Consider the following 13,886-nt stretch of genomic DNA (forward strand, 5'->3'; position numbering starts at 1 on the left):
TACCTCCATTTCGTACAAAGTTATCTTAACCCTATTTTTTCGTTTTTAACAATAAAAATCAAGTTGTCTGCCTTGAATAGTTAAATATATAACTTTGGTGTGGATTGACCAGTATTTCTTCTGGAGGTATTTTCATTATTTTTCACCTGTTCATGGTGTTTATTATTAGATTCTATGCTCCTGGTTTCTTCTTCACTTTCAATCTGACTTTTCGTATCATCATCCTCGTTTAGTGCTTTCATTAACTTGAGCATCATTGGAAGATTCTTAGCTATTGGAGCATATTGTTGTACGATCGGAGCTGTAGATTGAACAATCTTTAAAACTTGCTGTATATTGTTTAATTTTTGTGTAATACTGCCAATGCGGTCTGGGGACAACAAATTTTGAGCATATTGTGGTGGTAAGAACCGATGCATCAATTGGTGCATCTGTGATTGTTGCGGGCCACCCTGGAACCCCGCGCGACTTTGCAAGATATGATTACTAGGCTGTTGCGGTTGTATAGGCCATACCATGTTATTCTCCCCTTCAAAACAATTTTCTAGATTATTGTACGTAATAATTTCTAAAGGGTGTAGGCAGTCATCATTATTTATCTAAAAAAGCCCTAACCAAAATTGGTAAGGGCTTGGAAATCTGGTTACTCTGCTACTTCGGCTGCAATAATAAATCCAATTGTTCCTGTTAGAATAATACCAAATACAATTGCCGTAAACATATTATCCCCTTCTTTCTTATTCTTATATTATAAGTATAAGCGATAAGAAAGTAATAAAGGCATCCTACTATTGACAATTTCATGAAATATCAACCATTTCCCCTTATTATTTCCTGGGCAACCGCATGTTACTACATAAAGTTACATAAATATTGCGGTTTTTGACGAATAAATGCGGATGCCGTCTGTATCTATTTCATCTATCCAAATGAAAATTCCAATTCAGAACCTTGGTTTGATGGAGATATTTGAAGTTTTGCATGAATTTCACTTTTCAAGTGAGGTACGTGTGAGATAATCCCCAGCAATCGATTGCTGTCCTGTAAATCTTTTAGACAGTCTATAGCCTGCTGTAAAGAAACATCGTCTAACGTTCCAAATCCTTCATCGATAAATAACGTATCAAGTTGCACCCCACCTGCGTGAGACTGGACAACATCAGCAAGTCCAAGTGCTAAACACAGTGCTGCCTTGAAACCTTCACCTCCAGACAATGTTCTTACAGAGCGCTGCCGCCCTGTATGATGATCAAGTACTTCTAAGTCTAACCCACTTTGTGCTCCGCGTTTAGCAACTTGTCCACTTCGAATAAGCTGATAGCGATGCTCTGTCATTTTATCCAGTCTTATGTTTGATTGAAGTAAAATCTCGTCTAAGAAGGATGCTAGCACATAGCGTTCAAAAGAAAGTCTTAACTGGTTATTACCATGTGCTAACTCAGCTAGTTCTCCAATCTCATAATATTCTTTGGATAGCTGTTTCTGAATGTTTATTTTTTCATTTATAGCTGTTTTTATCTGATGATTATATTTTATTCTTGTACCCAGTGTGTGTAGGTTATCATGAATCGTCTGCAGCTCTGTTTGCTTTCTATCTGCTATCTCTTCGAACATGTTCAGATCAGGTCGAGTTGTTTCTTTAGTTTGATCCTCTAATTCTTTTAACCGATAGTTAATTTGTTCCGTTTTATTCTCATGTGCTTTAATGTCCTGCTCGATTTGTGTCATATAATCAGAGGGTAACTTACTTTCTTCAAATTCCTCAATTGTTTTAAATCCGTTCTCTTCAACAGATTCTGCAAAAAGATTATATTGGATATCATAATTATTTTTCGTATTTTTCTCGAATTCTTTTTGCTGTTCAAGAATTGTTTTTTCCTTCTGTAATAATTCTTGTGATTTCTGGAATTCATTCTTCGTTGTTTCCCATTTGGTTAACCATGCCTGATAAGTTTCTTTATCGTGTGAAACCTTCCTCTGGAAGCTGTCAAAATCATCAATGTCTTGTGGCAAATGCTTTGCTATTTCATCTAAACGAGCTTCGCATTTGGCTAATGATGCACTGTTTTTTTGAAAATTTTCAGTTAATTGATCAAACGTTTGTTTAAATTCTTTGTATTCTTGTTTTAACAGCGTTCTTTCCGTTTTTAACTGCTTTTGTTCTTCCATATTTTTTTGTATTTGATTTTGTTCCAGGGTTAACGCTTTAATTTTTTCTTTCCATATACTTAACTTTTTATCGATTTCATTCTGCTCTGCGCTTTGTAATTCTTCATTAAGTTCTTCAAAAAGTTTATTTACGGTTGCCCTTTGGCTTTGACCTTTAGATTTAGAATCCGTGTATGTTGTTTGGTATGCAGCGAACTCTTTTTCTTTTTGCTGGAGCTTTTCCTGAAGTTGATCAAGTTCATCCATAAACACTAGTTCTTCATGCGCTTTTGCCTTGTGAGGGTGATCAAATGAACCGCATACTGGACATGGTGAATTGTCTTGCAATTGCTGGGCCATTAACGCAGCATAATGTTCCCTTTGCTTGGCTTCCAATTCGTTATAGTTTATCCGTAATTGTTCAATTTCTTTCTGCATGTCATTATACTTGGAATGAACTGATTTATAATTCGCTCGTAATTTCTGCAGATACTTATTTTCTTTTTCCAGTTCAGTAATTTTATCCACCACTTGATGTGCTTTTTCCACTTCGGTTCTTTTCGAATAGTATGCTTTTGTTACTTCTTGCTCATCATTTAGTTTATTTTCAATTTGTTCTATCCTGTTATCCCTTGTGGTTAGTTTTTCCTTCAGCTTACCGAGTTCTTCTTTATGATTATCAGTTGATTTTCTTAAATTTACTGCATTAGTTTCCTCTTCCTGATAGATTTTTATTTGATTCATCTGTTCATTGGCTTTTTTAATTGTTTCTTTAAGTTGTTCACGATCACCTTCCTTTTCTGCTTCTTCATTATATTGAGCAGCAATAGTGTCATACTCTTTTTTTATTTTTAGTACTTTTTCGTGCTGTTTGGTCAATTGATTTTGCTGTTCCTGCCATTCCTTTTTACGTGCAATGCTTTGTTCTTCAAAAGGCTGGATTTTTTGTGCATTTATTGCTTGCTTTAATTTGTGTTTCTTTTGTTCTATTTCACCTGCTCGCTGATTCAGATCATCCTTTTCCTTTTTAAGGAATTCTAATTCACGGTACTTATCTTCAAGTAGTTTTCCTTTATGCAGATTATTCTGAGCTTCCTTTAATTCTTGTGTCCTGATATCCTTTAACTTTTCACTTTCAGCTTGCTGGTCTTTAAGAGATGCTATTTCCTGCGTCAGTTTTTGCATCACCTGATCAATATTATCCGTTTCATTAAGCTCAATTGCAGTCCATTCAATTTTTGCTAATTCTTGTTGAATCAATTGATCCAGGTTATTAATTTTATCTTTTAAGTCTTTTGATTGTTCTCTTAGCTGTTCGGTGATCTGTTCATAAAAATAGGTCTGAAAGATTTTCTGTAATATAGCTTCACGTTCTTTACTATTTTCTGATATCAGTTTTCGAAATTCTCCTTGTGGTATTAGAATCATTTTACGGAACTGTTCGTAATCAAAGCCAAGCTTTTCCTCCAATGATTCACTTACTTCTTTAACCCGTGAGCTAATCAAACGCCTTTCATCATTAATAATTTCGTATAGAACCGCTTTTGCAGGTTCATCAGTATATCCTTCGCCACGTTCCTTTCTCTTTAATTGTTTCGGGTTTCGGATTACCTCGTATTCCTTTTGATTTAAAATGAATCGAAATCTTACTTCTGTTGGTTCGTCAATACTTGCAAAGTGGCTTCTGAGGGTGTCCTGATCACGGTCAGATCCACTCGCACGACCGTAAAGCGCAAAACAAATCGCATCAAATATAGTTGTTTTACCTGCTCCTGTTGGGCCAGTTATTAAAAATACTGATTCTCCGCCCAGCTCATTAAAATTGATTACCTGTTTATTCCAATATGGTCCAAAAGCGGTAAGACTAAGTGATATCGCGCGCACATTATTCCCTTCTTTCTTTTTCCAGTAATGATGTTACAATTTTTTCTACTTGCTGTTTGCTCAATTCAGATATTGCTTCTCCTTTAATCTCTTCATAAAACGAGGCAAACAGCTCTGTATGTGATTGTGTTTGTTTTTTTCGAATTTGCTTTAAATCAAGTAAGCCATTTTCGGATGTTCGCATGACACGTTCAAGACGCAATATATTTGGATATACTTTTCGCAACTTATTCATTGGATCAATAATCTGCCCCTCATCCAGTAAACGTATATGTAAGTAATCATTACTTTTTTCGATCGGATTATTAATCAATTGCTCAAAGTATCCTTCAATTACATTCATATCATGCTTAGGGACAAGTGGTATAAGTGATAATTTAATTTCTCCATGATTATCAAGATCGACCATTGTTACAGACTTTTTGTGTTTAGCTTCAGAAAATGAATACTTTAGAATAGACCCACTATATCTGATTGTATCATTCATTACACGTTGTGCCTGATGTAAGTGTCCTAAAGCTACATATGAAAAATTTTGGAATAACGTTGTGTCAATATAAGGGCTTCCACCAACCATTGACAATCGTTCTTCCGAATCTGACTCCATTCCCCCAGCTAAAAATGCGTGTCCAATAAAGACGTGTCTCTCATTCATGTCATTTTCTTGTTCGATTTTACTTACAATTGCTTCCATTGCTGATTGGTGAGAATAGATGGCCTCATCGTCAAAAAAGGCCCGAACTTCTGCAGGCTCTAAATATGGGATTAAATGAAAATTTACTGGACCTGATTTATCCTGAATAACAATTGGTTCTAACGCAGTTGTTAACTTTGATTCAATATACAGTTGCTGTGAACGGAATAGCTGATTTCCGAATTCAAGACGATCTGGACTATCATGATTTCCCGCTATTGCAAGTATAGGTATTTTAAAATCCTGAATAATTTTGGTTAAAGTTCTATTTAATAGTTCAACTGCTTCTTTCGGTGGTACTGCACGATCATACAGATCACCGGCAATTATTATGACATCCGGCTTTTCTGTATTGATAATATCGACTAATTGCTGGAGTACATAATCCTGTTCCTCTGTCATGTGAACGCTATTTACAATTTTCCCCAGATGCCAATCCGCTGTATGTAGTATTTTCATATTCCTTTCCCCCTCATATGGTCAGTTTATCACTAATTAGATACTTTTAGTTGAATAAGAACATGTGTTTGCATATAATAAATGTGAGGTGATTGTAATGTCAAAAGATCGAGGTACGATTAAGTGGGTTTCCCTGATGCTTCCAGAACACGTTAAACTTCTTCAGGATATGTGGCAGGATGATTACCGAATGACAAAGCCTGTGCTGGATTCACAAGAAATAGAGATGCTTAACACTCAAATATTGGAAGCTTTTGAACGCGGGTCAACGGTTTCAGTATCCATATATTCAGATGGCACAGTCTTCGACCATATTGGAGTAATCTTTAAATTAGATAGTCAAACGAATAATGTCATCTTGCAATTAACTGATTCTACTCAGATAACGATACCATTTAATGATATATTATCCATTACGATTAGATAAGTGGCTTAGACAAAAGTGTTTAGTCAACGTAAAATCCGAACTAGGTTCCAAAATTCTTAAACTAGAATTCGAATTAGTTCGGATTTATTTTGCAGTTACGAAAGTATTACGCGAAGTGTATTTCCGGAGCGGCATAATAGAACTCAAATTCTTTAAAAAGTACTTCGCAGTTTATATAAACCACGAAAATAAACGTTCTAAACATCCTATCCTGTTATTACTCGTCTTTAAAGCAGAAGTTTTATACCTCAGCCTAATCAATGTTTTTTGTTGTATAAATATCCCATAGTTGATCAAACACAGATAGAGCGTTGGCAAATGGGCTGTTCCATTCTAAATAATTGCTAATCTCATCATAATCTGTTGAATGCTTCGGGAAATCATGATCGTAAAAGATCCAATCAGCAAGTCGACTCTCATCGTCGGCTTTTTTCTTTCCCCGATGTGTCATCATATAATGATAGAATGATCGCATAGTTTACACCTCATTATTCTCCATAAACTCTTGATGCTTTTTAATTTTTTTTCGATAAACAATTCCAGACAGATAAATACTGATCTCATATAAAACGATTAAAGGTATCGCCACTACGATTTGCAATACAAAGTCTGGCGGGGTAATGATTGCTCCCACTATAACAAGGATAAGATAGGCATATTTTCTAGTTTTACGCATAAATTCTGGCGTTAGAATTCCCAAACTTGTAAGGAACATTGATACAATCGGTATTTCAAATAAAAGTGCAAAAGGTATGACTATACGAAATAAAAGTTTGAAATATCTATCGTAAGTAAATATTTCATTAAACATACCATTATTTAGAGATAATAAAAAAGGTACAATTAAATTCACGAAAATAACATACCCAAAAGATAAACCGCCTGTAAACAATAAGAAAATAGCTGGTATGTATAATAATGATGCTCTTTGCTCAGCTTTAGTTAAACCTGGTCTGATAAACAGCCAAATTTGTAAACAAAGCAAGGGTAATGTACCAATGATAGCCACCAAACCTGCCAATGTAATATAAACCGAAACAATATCGGTCATTCCTGTAATGTTTAAGGTGAAATCCAGGCTTTTTGTAAAGAAATCATACATATCCTCAACATATATAAATCCGATAACAAATAAAATAATGAAAAAAACTGCTGTAACAATAAGCCTATTTCTTAATTCTGATAAATGTCCTACAAGGTTCATTTCTTTTTCATTCTCAAATTGTTGTTCTTCAGACATTACTTCACTCCCCAGCACTCAAGCGCAAAAGAAGATGTAAGGTACTTTCCCCTACACCTTCAATAAGCCAATTATTTTTTTGATGATTTATCACTTTTACTGGAATCATCATCTGAGACAATATCTTTTGTTGCATTTTTGAATTCCTTTAAAGAACTTCCAACAGCTTTGCCGATTTCAGGTAGTTTTGACGGCCCGAAAACGATTAAAGCAATCACAAGAATTAAAATTAATCCAGGAATGCCAATATTTCCAATCATTCATAATCACTCCGCAAGATTATTTGCTTTCTTCACCTTTAACGATACTTTTTGTTTCTTTTACCTCATCCGAAACATCACTTGTTAAATCACGTGCTGAATTCTTAAATTCACGCAGTGTATTACCTGCTGCCTTACCAATTTCGGGTAATTTCTTCGGCCCAAAAATAACCAAAGCAATAATCAGAATAAGAATAAGACCTGGGAATCCTATACTTGATAACATCGTAACACCTTCTTTGTATGATTGATTATATTATAATATATTTGGACAATGCCGTATATCCAAAAAAGAAAAATACACATAATAGACATAGTTTATGTAAACGTATATAGTTTAACATGAATTTCTCTTGTTTAACAACTTTAGAAAAACTTGCATTCGTTAAAGAGATTCTCGTTTTGCCTCTTCATATTGATTTGGATAGTTCATATTAAAAAAATGCCTAGTCAATATGTATTCTGGAATACCCCCGAAATCTCGGACATATTTGACATTTATATGGTCAAATAATTCCCTAACTTTTAGCTGGTCATTCGCTAATAGCTGCTGTATCTCAGGTAAGACGTTACTGGTATAAATTCCTGACAATGGATGCATTTTTTCATTATAAATTGGAATCACAGCATCAAAATCACCTAATGAGTGTAACAAATAATCGTACACATCCTTATGAATAAATGGCATATCGCAAGCTGCACAGATATATACATCAGCATCGATATGATAAATAGCTGACTCCAGACCGGCAAGCGGACCTAGATTTAGATATCTGTCCTTATACAAATCAAGATTTAGAAAATCAAAAGATGACGGAGTGTTAGAGATTACTGAAACAGTGTGACTTACTAATTGAAGTTCATTTGTAATATGTTCAATGACTGGTTTCCCTTCCAATGTTAAGAGAGATTTATTTGTTCCCATTCGGGACGATTTTCCACCTGAAAGTACAACTCCAGAAATATTCATAATAAACACTACCTATCGTTTACGATCATATTGCAGAAAATAATAATCATAAGGGTTTTTCTCGTTCTTCTCTCCTTTTACTTCAGATGTTAAATTCCAATCTTCCTGTGAGAATTCTGGGAAATATGTATCCCCTTTGAACGTCTCTTCAATCCAGGTAATATACATCCTGTCTGCATATGGCATTATCTGGTCAAAAATAATGCCTCCCCCAATCACGAAAAATTCTTGCTCTGGGTTCTCTTTATTCCATTCCCGTATCACCTCTATATTATCAATTACATCAACTTCATCAGGAAAATCAATTTGCTGTCGCGTAATCACCACATTTTTGCGGTTTGGTAATGGTCTTCCCATCGATTCATATGTTTTTCGTCCCATAATGATTGTATTTCCAGTGGATTTTTCCTTAAAAAACTTCAAATCATTTGGCAATCGCCATGGTAAACCGTTCTCTGCTCCGATCGTTTGGTTGCTATCCATAGCTACAAGTAATGATATCATGTACTATTTGCCCCCTTTAAAATTTAGACTGCGATAGGTGCTTTAATTGCAGGATGTGGATTATAATCAGTTAATTCAAAATCGGATAATTCAAAATCGAAAATCGAATTTTTCTCCTGATTTATCTTAAGTTTTGGTAATGTTCTTAAATCACGGCCAAGCTGCGTTTTTATTTGTTCAACATGGTTTGTATAAATATGTGCATCACCTAGTGTATGGATAAACTCACCTACTTCAAGGTTGCATTCGTGGGCAATTAAGTAGGTTAATAACGCATAACTTGCTATGTTGAATGGTACACCCAAAAATATATCTGCGCTACGCTGATAAAGCTGACACGAAAGCTTACCATCAGCTACATAAAATTGAAATAGTGTGTGACATGGCGGCAATGCCATATTCGGAACATCTTCAGGATTCCAAGCCGAAATGATGTGTCTTCTTGAATCCGGTTTGTTGCGAATGGATTCAATAACTTCCTTTAACTGATCTATTGTATCGTTTTGGGATGTTTTCCAATCACGCCATTGTTTCCCATAAACCGAACCTAAATCACCAAATTTATTTGCAAAGTCATCATTATAAAGTACCTTTTCTTTAAAGTTCTTCATTTGTTCTTGATAAATAAGATTAAATTGAGCATCCTGCTGACTGCGATTTCCAAAGTCAGTCATATCAGGTCCGTCGTAATCACTGCTCTCTATCCACTTTTTAAAAGCCCATTCATTCCAGATGTTATTATTGTTTTTGAGTAAATAACGAATGTTCGTATCTCCTTTAATAAACCACAACAATTCACTGGAAATTAAACGAAATGGAACTTTTTTAGTTGTAAGGAGTGGGAATCCTTCACTTAAATCAAAACGCATTTGATGACCGAAAATTGAATATGTACCGGTGTTTGTCCGATCTTCCTTTTTAGTACCATTTTCAAGTACGTGTTTACACAAATCCAAATATGCTTGTTCACCTTTCAGCATTTATACCCCTCCATATATCAATCATAATATAATTATGATTCTACATCATTATAATTTAATTTATTGTAACACAAACGTAAACTGGCTGGGGCATATTCAACATTAAATCGACATAAATCTGTTAAGAAGAGCCACATTAGAAAACTTGGCTTATCACCAATCTTTAATGGGAAAGTATTAGTTTCACGTATGCAGTAAGCAGGTATTTATACTTACTTAGCAGCCAAGAAAGGGGATATTTGTATGCTGAATGGTACTGTAGAACATGTAGTTAAACAATCTGTTCTATATAGCTACGTGTTAAGTCAGCCGTTTGCTTTCTATGTTGATGCATATCCTGTCCTTCAAAATAAGCAGTTACTTGAAGCGGAGCATTTACAATATGGAGAGCACGGAGAGTCAGTTCGTGTTCTACAACATAAATTAAACAAATTATCCTACTATGATGATGAAATTAACGGTGACTTTACAGTTTTAACCGAACATGCTTTAAAAAAGTTTCAGGAAGACAATAACATAACAATTAACGGCCAAGCAGATATAAAAACCTTAACCACTATTATTAATAAAGAAAAGCAAAAGTATATGGAACAAATTAACAAAATGTCTGAATCCATCTATCCTGGGATGCAAAGTGACGATGTAAAGATTGCCCAACATGCTTTACAATACTTTGGTTATTATGAGGGAGAGATAGATGGAATTTATGGTCCACTTACTAAAAAAGCATTAGAAATTGCTGAAGAAGAACACGGATTAGAACTGATTGATGAAACAGAACAAGTAACAGAATCGTCGCTAACAGCCTTGTATAAAAAAGACGGAAATAATGAACAGAACATTGAACAAAAGGCTAAACAGGAAGTAAAAGAGAAAACACAAGAGGCAAAAAAGGTCGAAGTTACAAGCACAAATTTTTCAGGAGCAATTGATGCGGCATATGCGCAAATTGGCACCCCATATGTTTGGGGTGGTGAGTCACCTGGAGGTTTTGATTGCAGTGGGTTTATTCAATATATATTTAAAACGCAAAACATTGTCATGCCACGAACTGTAAGTGATGCATGGAATTTCACCCAACATGTTAATAGTCCCTCTGTTGGAGATCTGGTCTTTTTTGAGACGTATAAACCAGGACCATCGCACATGGGAATATATATTGGTGATGGAAAATTTATTCATGCTGGCGAATCACGTGGAGTAGAGATAAGTAAGTTAAGTACTTCGTATTGGGATCAAAGATATTTAGGTGCAAGGAGAGTAAAGTAATTACTTAGATTCGCCACAACTGAATAGATTCTGCCTTTATTATTAATACTATCTGTATTAAGCCGTAAAGGTGGGTTATTATGACAGGATTAGTTGTAAAGCTACTTGTATGTCCAATTGGTTTGTTTTTAGCTGCATGGATCTTTCCAAATGTAGACTTTGGGTACTGGTATCAGCCAATTATACTAGGGGTTGTGTTAGCTTTTGTAGGATATTTTATGGAGAGAATTATGTTACGTGAAGAAACAAATTGGTTAAGTACTTTCATGGATTTTGTTGCTTCAACATTAATAGTCTACTTTGGAGCGATGTTATTTGCAGATACGGAAGTAACTTTTTTGGGAGCTGTTTTGACCGGTGCTCTACTAGCTGTGACAGAAATATTTCAGCATAATTGGCTTTTGGACAGTGGCAGGGTAAAAAAAGAAACAGTAAGTGAATAACATATTAAAAGTCGAGTAGAATTGTTCTGCTCGACTATTAATACTTCTCGATCAAATTACCATTCCTGAAAAAATTGATTCAAATAATTTTCCATAAAGTTGTGTCGTTCTTCAGCAATTTCTTTTGCACTAGAGGTGTGCATCAAATCTTTGAGCGTTAGCAGTTTATCATAAAAATGCTGAACTGATGTATTATCTTTAGTGTTGTTGTCCCATATTGGCTGTTCCTTTGAACCGCCATATGCAAAAGTTCGTGCAATGCCAATAGCTCCTATTGCATCCAACCGGTCTGCATCCTGAACAATTTTACCTTCCTGTGTCACAGGAATTCTTCCTTTACTGAACGATACATCTCTAACAGCCGCCTTAATCTGCTTTAATTGATCTGAAGTACAATTTATTGTCAGTAAAAATTCATTTAATTTGTTTATTTCATTTGAACTATTTGCAAATAGCTTTCGGTCACCAACATCATGTATCCATGCTGCAGCTTCTGCTATAAATTGATTTGCTCCCTCTTGCTCTGCAATGGTTTTTGCCATTTTAGCTACCCGTTTCATATGATAGTAATCATGACCAGAGGTATCATTGGAAAAAATATTGTATATATATAACCGGATAGCATCTAATTTTTCCGTATTGTTCATTAAAATAATCCCACGATTTTACCATCTTCAGCAACATCCATTTTCAGTGCAGCTGGTTCTTTGGGCAAACCAGGCATTGTCATCATATCGCCTGTTAACACAACAATAAAACCTGCTCCAATTGATGGCCTTAGTTCTCTAATCATAACAGTGAAACCTTTAGGTCTGCCTACCAAGGAAGGGTCATCAGATAAAGAATATTGTGTTTTAGCCATACATACTGGAAGATCTCCCCATCCTTGTTTTTCATAGAACGCAAGCTGTTTTTTGGCTTTTTGTGACAATTCTATATCATCAGCGCCATAAACATCTGTTGCTACTTTTCTAATCTTTGCTTCCAACGTTTCATCCAATTCATAGATACGTTTGAAATTCCTTTCATGAGAGTTAGCCTTTTCAATTACTTTTTCAGCGAGCTCAATACCTCCGGCTCCGCCTTTAGCCCAAACATCACTTAGTGCAACTTCAAAATCTTTGGATTCACACCATGTTTTAATAAAGTCAATCTCATTTTGTGTGTCTGCTGGAAATTTATTAATGGAAACGACAAAGGGCAATCCAAATTTTTCAATGGTTTCTATATGTTTTTTTAAATTTTCCATTCCTGCTTTTAGTGCCTCAAGATTCTCGACAGTCAAATTGTCTTTTGCGACTCCTCCATGCATTTTTAGTGCACGGACTGTTGCAACAATTACGACCACATCGGTTTCAAAGTTGCCAGCACGGGATTTAATATCAAGAAACTTTTCGGCACCAAGGTCTGCACCAAATCCTGCTTCAGTTACAACATAATCCCCTAGCTTAGCCGCAATTTTTGTGGCCATTATACTATTGCAGCCATGTGCAATATTTGCAAAAGGACCACCATGAATAATTGCTGGTGTATTTTCAATGGTTTGAACCATGTTGGGTTTAATGGCATCTTTTAGTAACAGAGTAATAGCGCCTTCTACTTTTAAGTCTCTGACTGTTACTGGCTCTTCATTATATGTATAGCCAATAACTATTCTTGCGACTCTTCCTTTCAGATCTTCAAGATTTGTTGCTAAACATAAAATAGCCATTATTTCTGAGGCTACCGTAATGGTAAATCCGTCTTCTCTTGGAACTCCCCGTAAAGGTCCCCCTAAGCCGACTACTATTTGACGCAATACTCGGTCATTCATGTCCATTACTCGTTTCCATTCGATCCGACGGGGGTCTATGTTTAATTCGTTTCCCCGATGTATGTGGTTATCAATCATGGCTGATAACGCATTATTTGCACTTGTTATTGCATGTAAATCACCTGTAAAATGTAAATTAATATCTTCCATTGGCAGCACCTGCGAATATCCCCCACCTGCTGCTCCACCCTTCATTCCCATAACAGGTCCCATTGACGGTTCTCGCAATGCAATAATCCCTTTTTTGTCTAATTTTGTAAGTGCTTGTCCTAACCCAACAGTAACAGTCGATTTCCCTTCCCCAGCAGGAGTTGGATTGATTGATGTTACCAGTATAATCTTACCTTCTGGTTTATCTTTTAAATTGTCTAATAAAGAATCAGACAACTTTGCTTTAGTATGACCATGTGGTTCCCAATCTTCTTCAGTTAAACCTAGTCCTGTGGCAATTTCACTAATTGGTCTTAGTTCGGCTTGCTGAGCTATCTCAATATCTGATTTCATATATATTCCTCCTCTCAATATATAGTGTAACGTATTTATCATTATTTTCACATTACTTTTGAAGATTTAAAGCGTTTACAATATACAACTAAGAAACATAACTATGTTTGATTTGTTTAAAAAAAATTGACTTTATTACGCCTATATCCTTGACGGAAAGACTAAAATGGGCTATATTAGACATAAGCAAAGAAGATGTATGGATTCATTAACGACAGGCAACTTCTATAGAAGTGGATGTACTAGTGATCCTACCTTCTATAAAAGGGTGTCTTTTTTTAATATTCATTT

The 13,886-nt window shown here is 35.3% G+C and carries 15 protein-coding genes; 3 read left to right on the forward strand and 12 right to left on the reverse strand.

Going from position 1 to position 13,886, the window contains the following annotated elements:
* Positions 1-80: 80 nt before the first annotated feature.
* The 3 genes from vrrA to ACE1TG_RS14445 all read right to left on the reverse strand — a co-directional run bounded on the left by vrrA (position 81) and on the right by ACE1TG_RS14445 (position 5,185).
* A complete protein-coding gene (gene vrrA / locus ACE1TG_RS14435) occupies positions 81-518 on the reverse strand; it encodes a VrrA/YqfQ family protein (RefSeq protein WP_375053108.1) in 438 nt (145 codons plus the stop codon).
* A 403-nt stretch (positions 519-921) separates the two neighbouring features.
* Positions 922-4,032, reverse strand: a complete 3,111-nt coding sequence (locus ACE1TG_RS14440) for an AAA family ATPase (RefSeq protein WP_375053109.1) — start codon at positions 4,030-4,032, stop codon at positions 922-924.
* 1 nt (position 4,033) lies between these two features.
* A complete protein-coding gene (locus tag ACE1TG_RS14445; protein ID WP_375053110.1) occupies positions 4,034-5,185 on the reverse strand; it encodes an exonuclease SbcCD subunit D in 1,152 nt (383 codons plus the stop codon).
* Between the two features lie 97 nt (positions 5,186-5,282).
* On the opposite strand from ACE1TG_RS14445, the gene ACE1TG_RS14450 reads away from it, so the two are divergent.
* A complete protein-coding gene (locus ACE1TG_RS14450) occupies positions 5,283-5,612 on the forward strand; it encodes a YolD-like family protein (protein WP_375053111.1) in 330 nt (109 codons plus the stop codon).
* A 253-nt stretch (positions 5,613-5,865) separates the two neighbouring features.
* Here the strand turns inward: ACE1TG_RS14450 and ACE1TG_RS14455 are convergent, their stop codons facing one another.
* The 7 genes from ACE1TG_RS14455 to ACE1TG_RS14485 form a co-directional block, all read right to left on the reverse strand.
* Entirely contained in the window at positions 5,866-6,087 is a 222-nt protein-coding gene (locus ACE1TG_RS14455) for a YozE family protein (RefSeq protein ID WP_375053112.1), read from the reverse strand.
* 3 nt (positions 6,088-6,090) lie between these two features.
* Positions 6,091-6,852, reverse strand: a complete 762-nt coding sequence (gene tatC, locus ACE1TG_RS14460) for a twin-arginine translocase subunit TatC (protein ID WP_375053113.1) — start codon at positions 6,850-6,852, stop codon at positions 6,091-6,093.
* Positions 6,853-6,923: 71 nt separating this feature from the next.
* Complete coding sequence (gene tatA / locus ACE1TG_RS14465; protein WP_375053114.1) at positions 6,924-7,112, reverse strand: twin-arginine translocase TatA/TatE family subunit; 189 nt, start codon at positions 7,110-7,112, stop codon at positions 6,924-6,926.
* Between the two features lie 19 nt (positions 7,113-7,131).
* Entirely contained in the window at positions 7,132-7,338 is a 207-nt protein-coding gene (locus ACE1TG_RS14470) for a twin-arginine translocase TatA/TatE family subunit (protein ID WP_375053115.1), read from the reverse strand.
* Positions 7,339-7,497: 159 nt separating this feature from the next.
* Positions 7,498-8,082 carry a molybdenum cofactor guanylyltransferase gene (mobA, locus tag ACE1TG_RS14475; RefSeq protein WP_375053116.1) on the reverse strand — a complete coding sequence of 195 codons (585 nt, stop codon included), beginning with the start codon at positions 8,080-8,082 and terminating at the stop codon, positions 7,498-7,500.
* A 12-nt stretch (positions 8,083-8,094) separates the two neighbouring features.
* Positions 8,095-8,586 carry a dihydrofolate reductase gene (locus tag ACE1TG_RS14480; protein WP_375053117.1) on the reverse strand — a complete coding sequence of 164 codons (492 nt, stop codon included), beginning with the start codon at positions 8,584-8,586 and terminating at the stop codon, positions 8,095-8,097.
* A 23-nt stretch (positions 8,587-8,609) separates the two neighbouring features.
* A complete protein-coding gene (locus ACE1TG_RS14485) occupies positions 8,610-9,566 on the reverse strand; it encodes a thymidylate synthase (RefSeq protein ID WP_375053118.1) in 957 nt (318 codons plus the stop codon).
* Between the two features lie 243 nt (positions 9,567-9,809).
* Here ACE1TG_RS14485 and ACE1TG_RS14490 point away from each other — a divergent pair, with 243 nt between their 5' ends.
* Together ACE1TG_RS14490 and ACE1TG_RS14495 are read left to right on the forward strand one after the other, a co-directional pair.
* Complete coding sequence (locus ACE1TG_RS14490) at positions 9,810-10,835, forward strand: C40 family peptidase (protein ID WP_375053119.1); 1,026 nt, start codon at positions 9,810-9,812, stop codon at positions 10,833-10,835.
* An 80-nt stretch (positions 10,836-10,915) separates the two neighbouring features.
* Positions 10,916-11,278: a DUF2512 family protein gene (locus ACE1TG_RS14495; RefSeq protein WP_375053120.1), complete on the forward strand. Its 363-nt coding sequence runs from the start codon at positions 10,916-10,918 to the stop codon at positions 11,276-11,278.
* 56 nt (positions 11,279-11,334) lie between these two features.
* Here the strand turns inward: ACE1TG_RS14495 and ACE1TG_RS14500 are convergent, their stop codons facing one another.
* Together ACE1TG_RS14500 and ACE1TG_RS14505 are read right to left on the reverse strand one after the other, a co-directional pair.
* On the reverse strand, positions 11,335-11,925 hold the full coding sequence (locus tag ACE1TG_RS14500) for an HD domain-containing protein (protein ID WP_375053121.1): 591 nt from the start codon (positions 11,923-11,925) through the stop codon (positions 11,335-11,337).
* Complete coding sequence (locus ACE1TG_RS14505; RefSeq protein ID WP_375053122.1) at positions 11,925-13,595, reverse strand: formate--tetrahydrofolate ligase; 1,671 nt, start codon at positions 13,593-13,595, stop codon at positions 11,925-11,927. The genes ACE1TG_RS14500 and ACE1TG_RS14505 overlap by 1 nt, the downstream gene beginning before the upstream one ends.
* Positions 13,596-13,886: the final 291 nt, after the last annotated feature.

It is taken from the genome of Virgibacillus sp. JSM 102003, assembly GCF_041949995.1.
In the GTDB taxonomy this organism is placed as follows: Bacteria; Bacillota; Bacilli; order Bacillales; family Amphibacillaceae; genus Lentibacillus.

Excerpts from the sequence above, each read along its gene's own strand:
- ACE1TG_RS14470 (WP_375053115.1), bottom strand. The coding sequence starts at position 7,338 with ATGTTATCAAGTATAGGATTCCCAGGTCTTATTCTTATTCTGATTATT.
- ACE1TG_RS14450 (WP_375053111.1), top strand. The coding sequence starts at position 5,283 with ATGTCAAAAGATCGAGGTACGATTAAGTGGGTTTCCCTGATGCTTCCA.
- ACE1TG_RS14490 (WP_375053119.1), top strand. The coding sequence starts at position 9,810 with ATGCTGAATGGTACTGTAGAACATGTAGTTAAACAATCTGTTCTATAT.
- ACE1TG_RS14495 (WP_375053120.1), top strand. The coding sequence starts at position 10,916 with ATGACAGGATTAGTTGTAAAGCTACTTGTATGTCCAATTGGTTTGTTT.
- ACE1TG_RS14445 (WP_375053110.1), bottom strand. The coding sequence starts at position 5,185 with ATGAAAATACTACATACAGCGGATTGGCATCTGGGGAAAATTGTAAAT.
- ACE1TG_RS14455 (WP_375053112.1), bottom strand. The coding sequence starts at position 6,087 with ATGCGATCATTCTATCATTATATGATGACACATCGGGGAAAGAAAAAA.
- mobA (WP_375053116.1), bottom strand. The coding sequence starts at position 8,082 with ATGAATATTTCTGGAGTTGTACTTTCAGGTGGAAAATCGTCCCGAATG.
- ACE1TG_RS14500 (WP_375053121.1), bottom strand. The coding sequence starts at position 11,925 with ATGAACAATACGGAAAAATTAGATGCTATCCGGTTATATATATACAAT.
- tatA (WP_375053114.1), bottom strand. The coding sequence starts at position 7,112 with ATGATTGGAAATATTGGCATTCCTGGATTAATTTTAATTCTTGTGATT.
- vrrA (WP_375053108.1), bottom strand. The coding sequence starts at position 518 with ATGGTATGGCCTATACAACCGCAACAGCCTAGTAATCATATCTTGCAA.
- ACE1TG_RS14485 (WP_375053118.1), bottom strand. The coding sequence starts at position 9,566 with ATGCTGAAAGGTGAACAAGCATATTTGGATTTGTGTAAACACGTACTT.
- ACE1TG_RS14480 (WP_375053117.1), bottom strand. The coding sequence starts at position 8,586 with ATGATATCATTACTTGTAGCTATGGATAGCAACCAAACGATCGGAGCA.
- tatC (WP_375053113.1), bottom strand. The coding sequence starts at position 6,852 with ATGTCTGAAGAACAACAATTTGAGAATGAAAAAGAAATGAACCTTGTA.
- ACE1TG_RS14505 (WP_375053122.1), bottom strand. The coding sequence starts at position 13,595 with ATGAAATCAGATATTGAGATAGCTCAGCAAGCCGAACTAAGACCAATT.